Genomic DNA, 5,471 nt, shown 5'->3' on the forward strand with positions numbered 1-5,471 from the left:
CAGCGGCAAACGTGTTCATTTATTGACCAGCCCTAACCGCTATCGTGCTTTAACCGCGCTGTTTTTATTGGCTCCGCAGACGCCCATGTTGTTTCAAGGCCAGGAGTTTGCGGCCACCAGCCCGTTCTTTTATTTTGCCGACCATAAAGATGAAATTGCCTATTTGGTGGCGCGGGGACGCTCTCATTTTCTGGCCCAATTTCGATCGTTGGCAACACCCGAAATGCAGGCCCGGCTGCCGGATCCCGGCAACCCGGTAACGTTTACGCATTCAAAACTGAACTTGAACGATCGTTATCTGCATAAGGAAGAATATGCCTTGCACTGCGATCTGCTAAGCCTACGCCGTAATGATGCTGTATTTCAGGCCAGCCAACAAAGCAACCGCATCGATGGCGCAGTATTGAGCCAGGATGCATTGGTGATGCGTTTTTTCGGGGAAAATCCGGGAGATGACCGTCTTTTATTGGTTAACCTGAGCCGGGATCTTCATCTTGTTCCCGCTCCGGAACCGCTACTGGCCCCGCCTAATGGACGTGTTTGGGATGCGGCATGGGCCAGCGAAGATCCTCGTTATGGCGGCTTGGGTATGCCGCCCTGGCCCACAAGAGGTAATTGGTATCTTCAAGGAGAGTCCGCTGTTGTTCTAAATCCTGTTAACCAACTCAAGGATACTGTCAATCATGAATAGTGATCTTGTTATTCGCACGTATTGGACTGGGGATCCAGCTGAACAGGACTCGTTGATAAAACACGAATGGCTGGTCACGAACGGTCTTGGCAGCTATGCGTCTGGGACGATCTCGGGGGTGCCCACTCGTCGCTTCCACAGTTTTTTAACCGTTGCCCATCCCGATCCTCTGGGCCGCTACGTGATGCTTAATCAACTCAGCGAGTTGGTTCGGTTTCCTGACGGGAGTATCCAAAAAATAGGCGGTATCGAATGGGCGGACGGATCCTTGGAACTGCACGGCATGTCCAATCTGCGGGAATTTCGCCTGGACTCAGGGTTGCCGGTATGGCGCTATGAACTGCCAAACCATGTGATTGAAAAACGGATACTGATGCCCCATATGAGTAATACGGTTCATATAGGGTATCGCCTGATTTCAGGAATAGGGCCGGTGCGGCTTAAGATTCGCGTAGCCGTACATTTTCGTCGGCATAATGCTGCTTTGGACGAAGGACTGCCCGCCGATTCCTATGATCTTCAAGCCTCTGCAGGGCGTTTGGAAGTTCATGGGCTTTCAATTCCGCCTTTGCGTCTTTATATGGATGGCGAAAACCCGGCATTCACAATTGAAACCAAACGCTTTACCGACATTCTTTACCGTATAGAAAAACAAAGAGGCTATGGCGCTCAGGGTGATCTGTGGAGTCCGGGTTATTTTCGCGTTGATCTTGCCGAGGGTAAAGATGCGACCTTCATAGCGTCTACTGAAAGCTGGGAAAGCATTTTAGCGCTGTCTCCGGCAGATGTATTTCAGGCTGAACTGGAACGGCGCCAACATTTGCTGGCAGCAGCACGTCAGGAATTACATAAAGGCATGGCTCAGCAGTTGGTGCTGGCAGCCGATCAATTCATTGTCGCGCCGACCAAGCGGGTTGTCGAAACTACGCGTATCCGCGCAACCGGCGGCGATGTGCGAACCGTCATTGCCGGTTACCACTGGTTCACCGATTGGGGACGGGACACGATGATCAGCTTGGAAGGCCTCACGCTAATTACCGGTCGGCATGTCGAGGCGGGACACATTCTGCGTACTTTTGCCTATCACCTGCGTGACGGCCTCATTCCCAACATGTTTCCGGAAGGTGAAAGCGAGGGCGTGTATTACACCGCCGATGCGACTCTCTGGTTTTTTCATGCAGTGTACCGTTATATTGAAATCACCGGAGACAGGAGTCTACTCAAGGAATTGCTGCACAAGCTGTTGGACATTATTGATCATCACATTCAGGGCACTCGCTTCGGTATTCACTGCGATCCCGGTGACGGGCTGCTTGTTCAAGGCGATCCGCGCTTTGCGTTGACTTGGATGGATGCCAAATTAGATGATTGGGTCGTTACGCCGCGCCGCGGCAAAGCGGTTGAAATCAATGCTTTGTGGTACAACGCCTTATGCCTGATGGAAAAATGGCTGAACGAGGAAAATCAAAGCTCACGCGTAAGCAAGATTGCAGAACTCGCCGATCTCACCCGGCTTAGCTTTAATCAACGGTTTTGGAATGCCGAGACTGGACACTTATACGATTTGGTCGACGGTGAAAACGGCGAAGACGACCCGGCCTGTCGGCCCAATCAGATATTTTCTATATCGCTATCCCATCCGGTATTGGATCAACAGCATTGGCAACCTGTGCTTCAGAATGTCAGAGAACGGTTGTTGACGCCTGTGGGGCTGCGCACCCTGTCTCCGGACCATCCCGACTATAAAGCCGATTACCACGGCGATCTTCGCACCCGCGATGCCGCTTATCATCAAGGCACCGTTTGGCCTTGGCTGGTAGGCCCCTACACAGATGCCTGGCTGCGCATTCATCCCGAACAGCGCAAAGAGGCGCGCGACTTTCTTAATCGATTATTGCAAAGGCATTTGCATGAAGCTTGTATCGGCTCCGTCAGTGAAATTTTCGATGCCGAGGGCTTATTCACTCCGCGAGGCTGTATCGCTCAGGCATGGAGCGTAGCGGAAGTCCTTCGTGTTTGGGTGAAAGTAGCTGAAGACAAAACCATAAGAGCGACTAAATAAAAAATCTGTTTTATCCGGTGTTGAAAGCAAGTTCGAACAGGATCGGGATAGTTGGTTTACTATGCAGCCTGTACTTGTATTGCTTCTTTGAGTCTGCTTGCTTATAACTCGTAAAGAATATTGTCTGGAATCAAAACATCTCAAAATAACCGCGCTCTGTCCCTGAGGTATCCCTCCGTTTTATGGATCTCATCCGATGTCTATTATCGATCAAAACTCCCGAAGTTAAAATTAATTCCGAATCATCTACTGATATTATCCAATTGCTGGATAACACTCATAAGACGGATCGCTACAACGCTCTGAAATCCGTGATGAAGGTCACATAACCTGAGATTTAGTCTTAGGCTTACAAAAGACTCGGCTTTGGCTGACATACCTAGGCATTTTTTTAAGCCACAATGAGGACGTGGTTTAAGCTGTTCAATAACTCCCGAATTTCTTATCCGGTATCCTGCGGGCGAGTACAAGTTTTAGACATTTGGGGCATGGCCGCCAACACGATGATGAAAGGTGCCAGAACATAGTTTTCATGTTCTTAGATTGAGGGTTGATAGACTTACCGAAAGGATAAGCCTGAATCCGTATTGCTAAAACACATTCAGCTGTTTTTATAAAACTGCAATTTATAATTGCGTGTCATGTCATGCGCTTATGTGGTAACTGGTGATTTAAAAGTAAACACTTAATGATTTTTTAATGGTGTCTAAAGGCAGCCTTTGTATTTATAAACCAAAAAAAAAGAGGCCAATAACATGATTTATTTAACTTTATTTTCTCTATCTGACTTAGTTTTCGGCAACGCTCTTATATTGGGTTTTGACAATGCCTAAGATAATCCTGTTTTTGTTTTTGTTATTTACGTCAAATATTTATGCTGATAGTTATTCCGCTGTTCCTACTGATCGATGGACTGTCGTTGGTTATTCTGAATTTTACGGTTCTACCGCGTCTGCCGCTTGTTCTGCCATTAATGAACCTCTTAGTCATCAAATATCGTCGACTTCTTATTATTGTCTCAATGTTGCATGGAATAACACCGATCAGTATATCGTTTCTAAATCTATTGTTTATACGTGTCCCGTCGGCGGCATACTTTCCGGCACTTCTTGCATAAATGTCCCTGCCTGTCCTACAGGCCAAGTTCGCAACGCCACAACCGGCGCTTGTGAATTATCGCCTAAAAGCAATGGCGGTACCTGTGGTGTTGACGTTAATAACCCCATCAACGCCGGTACCGGCAACAAATGGCAACATGAGACCGACTTTCCGGGTGGCGCATTCGGCCTGAGCTTCGACCGATACTACAACGCCAGCACAACGGCCAATAGTTCCACATTAGGTGCAGGCTGGAATCATGCTTACACCCGATCCGGTACCGTGCAATCCTCCGGCACGTGGGTAAAAATCCGCCGAAATGACGGCAAAGAATATAACTTCCAGCTAAGCGCTGGCGCTTGGGTCACCGATGCCGACGTGCCTGACCGCCTCGAAGAACTCAAAGACAGTTCCAACACCCGCACAGGCTGGCGCTACACCACCGCTGATAATTCGGTAGAAACCTATGCCGCTAACGGCAAACTTATATCCATTGCCGACCGCTCCGGCCTTACGCAAACACTGGCCTATAGCGACGCCTCGACACCCGCGACCATAGCGCCCACTATTGGCCTGCTGCTCCGCGTCACCGACAGCTTCGGCCACCAGCTCAACTTTACCTACGACGCCTCCAGCCGCATCAGTACCCTGACCGACCCGGCCGGAGACCTGTACCATTACGCTTACGATACCAACAATAACCTGGCTTCCGTCACCTATCCCGACGGCAGTAGCAAAACCTATCACTACGAAAACGCCGCTTTTCTCCATGCCCTGACCGGCATTACCGACGAAAACGGCAACCGCTTTGCCACGTACACTTATGACGCCCAAGGCCGCGCAACCTCCACCGAACACGCGGGCGGAGCGGAACGGGCGAGCTTGGCTTACAACGCCGACGGCAGCACCACCGTCACCGATGCACTGGGCACCGCGCGCACTTATCAATTCCAGACCATACTCGGCGTGGTCAAAAGCAAAGGCCAATCCCAGCCCGGCGGTTCAGGCTGCGGCGCTTCGGCGTCGGCACTCAGCTATGACGCCAACGGCAACGTCGCCAGCCGCACCGACTTCAACGGCAACCGCACCAACTACAGCTACGACCTGACCCGCAACCTGGAAACCAGCCGTACCGAAGGGCTGACCTCGAGCGGCGCGGCCACCCCGGCCACCCGCACGATCACCACGGCCTGGCATCCGACTTTCCGCCTGCCGGTGCAGATCAGCAACGACAACCAGCAGACTACTTACACCTACAACCCCCAAGGCGACCTCACCGACAAAACCGTCACAGACACAGCCGCCAACACCGCGCGCAGTTGGAAAACCGCCTATACCTATTCCGCCGTCCCCGGCGTATTACTGCAAAAAGTCGAAGACGGCCCGCGCACCGACCTGTCCGATGTCACCACCTACGACTATTACCCGGCCGATGCCGTATGCGCAGGAGGACACCTCGGCTGCCGCGGCCAGCTCAAACAAATCACCGACGCTCTCGGTCATAGCACCCAGCTGACCCGCTACTCCCCGCACGGCCAAGTCGAACAACTGACCGACCCCAACGGCCTCGTCACCACCCTGACTTACGATCTGCGCCAGAGGCTCACCTCGCTCGATGTC

At 51.4% G+C, this 5,471-nt stretch carries 3 protein-coding genes; all 3 read left to right on the plus strand.

Going from position 1 to position 5,471, the window contains the following annotated elements; translation table 11 throughout:
* A partial coding sequence (locus tag EPO18_RS02210; protein WP_292429911.1) for a DUF3459 domain-containing protein occupies positions 1–691 on the plus strand: 691 nt, incomplete at its 5' end.
* Positions 684–2,753 carry an amylo-alpha-1,6-glucosidase gene (locus tag EPO18_RS02215; RefSeq protein ID WP_292429914.1) on the plus strand — a complete coding sequence of 690 codons (2,070 nt, stop codon included), beginning with the start codon at positions 684–686 and terminating at the stop codon, positions 2,751–2,753. The genes EPO18_RS02210 and EPO18_RS02215, both read left to right, overlap by 8 nt.
* Before the next feature lie 825 nt (positions 2,754–3,578).
* A partial coding sequence (locus EPO18_RS02220; RefSeq protein WP_292429917.1) for a DUF6531 domain-containing protein occupies positions 3,579–5,471 on the plus strand: 1,893 nt, incomplete at its 3' end.

Source organism: Methylobacter sp., from assembly GCF_004322395.1.
Taxonomy (GTDB): domain Bacteria; phylum Pseudomonadota; class Gammaproteobacteria; order Methylococcales; family Methylomonadaceae; genus Methylobacter_A.